Annotated in this window: 4 protein-coding genes, 1 tRNA gene and 1 pseudogene; 4 read left to right on the top strand and 2 right to left on the bottom strand. The window is 63.8% G+C overall.

What is annotated here, in order from left to right; genetic code table 11:
• Positions 1–675, top strand: a 675-nt coding sequence (locus tag ACTIIH_RS05760) for a site-specific integrase (RefSeq protein WP_441451053.1), incomplete at its 5' end; no start/stop codon positions are given.
• On the opposite strand, the gene ACTIIH_RS05755 is transcribed toward ACTIIH_RS05760, so the two are convergent.
• A tRNA-Leu gene (locus ACTIIH_RS05755) sits at positions 643–719 on the bottom strand. The genes ACTIIH_RS05760 and ACTIIH_RS05755 overlap by 33 nt on opposite strands.
• A 90-nt stretch (positions 720–809) precedes the next feature.
• Between ACTIIH_RS05755 and ACTIIH_RS05750 the strand changes: the two are divergent.
• Positions 810–1,580, top strand: a pseudogene (locus tag ACTIIH_RS05750) (MFS transporter); the annotation flags it as partial.
• Here the strand turns inward: ACTIIH_RS05750 and ACTIIH_RS05745 are convergent.
• On the bottom strand, positions 1,569–1,700 hold the full coding sequence (locus ACTIIH_RS05745) for a hypothetical protein (protein WP_441451051.1): 132 nt from the start codon (positions 1,698–1,700) through the stop codon (positions 1,569–1,571). The pseudogene ACTIIH_RS05750 and the gene ACTIIH_RS05745 sit on opposite strands and share 12 nt — an antisense overlap.
• Here ACTIIH_RS05745 and ACTIIH_RS05740 point away from each other — a divergent pair.
• The gene (locus ACTIIH_RS05740) at positions 1,699–2,097 is read left to right on the top strand and encodes a hypothetical protein (RefSeq protein WP_441451049.1); all 399 of its coding nucleotides are present in this window, start codon (positions 1,699–1,701) and stop codon (positions 2,095–2,097) included. The two genes, ACTIIH_RS05745 and ACTIIH_RS05740, sit on opposite strands and share 2 nt — an antisense overlap.
• A gap of 67 nt (positions 2,098–2,164) precedes the next feature.
• Positions 2,165–3,065: polyphosphate kinase 2 (gene ppk2 / locus ACTIIH_RS05735; RefSeq protein ID WP_441451047.1), on the top strand; the 901-nt coding region annotated here is incomplete at its 3' end.

The following is a 3,065-nucleotide window of genomic DNA, read 5'->3' as shown; positions in this document are numbered from 1 at the left end:
GGGGGGGGGCGAGGGAATGACTTGCTCGATGTCGTTGATGTGATGCTCGGGACCGGGCTGCGAATCTCCGAGGTGCTTGCTCTTCGCTGGGAAGACGTCGATCTCGGCGAGCATCCGACACTGACTGTCTCGGGCACGCTTGTCTATCTCAAGAAGAAGGGGCTGCAGCGGCAGTCAGATACCAAGACCGCGAGCGGGTTCCGAATCCTCACCCTGCCGGCCTTCGCGGTCGAGGTGCTGCTTCGTCGAAGCGTCGAGGCGACCCCGACCGAGACTAACGCGGTGTTCCCGGCCGGCGCTGGTACGTGGAAGTGGCCGAATAATTACCGGCGTTCGCTTCGTGATGCTCTCAAGACGATTGAGGGGCAAGGGCGGATCTCGCCTCACGTGTTCCGGAAGTCCGTGGCCACGCTGATCGATGCCGAGGCCACCCTCGAAGCGGCGGCGGCAGTGCTCGGGCACGGCGGTCACGTCGAAGCACTATGTGGCGAAGGCGACAGCGGCTCCGGATATGTCATCGATCCTCGACCAGCTCGGCCAGGATCGAAACGAAAACGATGGGTAAATGTGGGGAACTCGACTCCTCATCAGTTTCGACTCAGCCTCACACTTTGCATCGTTGCAGGTCAGCTCAAATATCTCTGGTCCCCCCAGTGGGACTCGAACCCACACTGAATCGATTTTAAGTCGACTGCCTCTGCCGATTGGGCTATAGGGGGAATGCTCAGAACACACTTTATCGGCAAAGCCCGGCCACCGCGATCTGAGACATCCCGCCGACGATCCGGGTACACGGCTAACCTGGAACGATGACGACGAACGGGCCCACCAGACAGGCCTGGGTGATCCTCGTCGTCGGCGTCCTCACGCAGATGGCGGCGACCATCGCGATCGCCGGACCCGCCTTCCTCATCCCATACATGCACTCCGATCTCGGGTTCACACTCACCCAGGCCGGCACCGTCGCAGCCGCACCGAGCTTCGGACTCATCCTCACCCTCATCGCCTGGGGCGCATTCGCCGACCGATTCGGGGAACGTCTGGCGATGACCCGGGGGATCGGGCTGACGGCTGTGTTCTCGGCCGCCGCGGTGCTCGTCGTCGACTCGCCGATCTGGATGGTCATCGTCATCGCCGCCTCCGGTGCTGCCGCCGCCTCCGTGAATTCGGCGTCCGGCCGCGTCGTCATGGGCTGGTTCCCCCGCCACCGCCGAGGACTGGCCATGGGCATCCGCCAGATGTCCCAGCCCCTGGGCACAAGCGTGGCCGCCGTGACCATCCCGGGAATCGCCGCGGCCGGCGGATTCCCCGCCTACCTGTGGTTCGTCGCCGCTGTGACCGGGGCGCTCGGCCTCGTCTGCTTCGCCCTCATTCGCAACCCACCGGACCAGACCCCCACCCGCACCGAGGTGGCCGAACTCGACCAGGGCACCGATCCCCAGACGACGCGCGCCGATGACACCGAACCGAGGATCACCTCGGCGGGGGAAAGACAGCCCAGCACCGCCTCGGCGATCAATCCCTACCGCAGCGATTCCTTCCTGTGGCGCATCCACGCTGTCTCCGCGCTACTCGTCGTCCCGCAGTTCGCGTTCTCCACCTACGGACTCGTCTGGCTCATCGTCGTCCAAGGGATCGGGGCGGGGCACCGCGGGAGCGATCGTCGCGATCGCCCAGATCGTCGGCGCTGTCGGTCGCATGGTCGTCGGCGGACTCTCCGACCGCACGGGATCCCGCGTGGGCCTCATGCGCATCGTCGCCGTCGCGGCCGTGATCGTCGTGGTCGCCATCGCCGTCCTGTCGCTGACCGAGCTGCCCGCCCTCGCCTCGGCCGTCTTCGTCCTCGCCTCGGCCGTCTCCGTGGCCGACAACGGTCTGGCCTTCGCCTCGGTGGCCGAAGCGGCCGGACCGCGGTGGTCAGGCAAGGCGCTGGGAGCCCAGAACACGGGACAGTTCGTCATGTCGGCTCTGCTCGGTCCCGGATTCGGTGCCCTGGTGACGGCGTTCGGCTATCCGCTGTCCTTCGGACTCATCTCGCTGGCCCCACTTTTGAGCGTCGGAATCATCCCGCGACGCGACGTGGATCGCATAACCTGATATTCATCTCGGCACATTATCGTGCACGAGGCACACTCCGGTGTCGACAGTGAAAGGGAAAGATCTCGTGAACAGTCTGTTCCAAGAGAATCTGCGGGAGTACATCGACAAACTCCGCCTCGAAGGCTACGCCGTCGCGGACAGCCAGACGACGGATCCGCACCTGATCGACCCCATGGGCCGGGCCGTCGAAACGTGGCGGGAAGGGTACCCGTACGACAAACAGTTGGACCGCGAAGAATACGAACTCGAGAAGTACAAACTGCAGGTCGAACTGCTGAAATTCCAGTACTGGGGTCAGGACACCGGCGCCAAACACGTCATCGTCTTCGAAGGTCGGGACGCCGCCGGCAAGGGCGGAACGATCAAACGCTTCACCGAACATCTCAATCCGCGTGCCGCCCGCGTCGTCGCACTCAACAAACCCTCTGACCGCGAAGCCGGCCAATGGTACTTCCAGCGTTATATCTCCCACCTGCCCACGAGCGGGGAGATCGTCATGTTCGACCGTTCTTGGTACAACCGGGGCAATGTCGAGCGGGTCATGGGATTCTGCACCGACGACGAGTACGAGACCTTCATGGAACAGGCTCCCGTGTTCGAGAAGATGCTCATCGACTCCGGAGTCCACGTCACGAAGTTCTGGTTCTCCGTGACCCAGCGAGAGCAGCGGACCCGGTTCGCGATCCGTCAGATCGACCCGGTGCGGCGGTGGAAGCTCTCTCCGATGGACCTCGAGTCCCTCGATCGCTGGGACGACTACACGAAGGCGAAGGAAGAGACGTTCCGCCGCACGGATACCGATCACGCTCCGTGGATCACGATCAAGAGCAACGACAAGAAGCGCGCCCGCCTCAATGCGATGCGCTACTTCCTCAATCAGTTCGACTACGCGGACAAAGACCGATCGGTCGTCTATGAAGCCGACCCGCTGCTCGTCCGTCGCGGCCGCGACGCCGTCGACGACT

The organism is Brevibacterium sp. (assembly GCF_052105255.1).
Taxonomy (GTDB): domain Bacteria; phylum Actinomycetota; class Actinomycetes; order Actinomycetales; family Brevibacteriaceae; genus Brevibacterium; species Brevibacterium linens_B.
This window is presented reverse-complemented; position numbering and strand designations above follow the sequence as displayed.

Excerpts from the sequence above, each read along its gene's own strand:
- ACTIIH_RS05740 (WP_441451049.1), top strand. The coding sequence starts at position 1,699 with ATGGTCGTCGGCGGACTCTCCGACCGCACGGGATCCCGCGTGGGCCTC.
- ACTIIH_RS05745 (WP_441451051.1), bottom strand. The coding sequence starts at position 1,700 with ATGCGACCGACAGCGCCGACGATCTGGGCGATCGCGACGATCGCTCCC.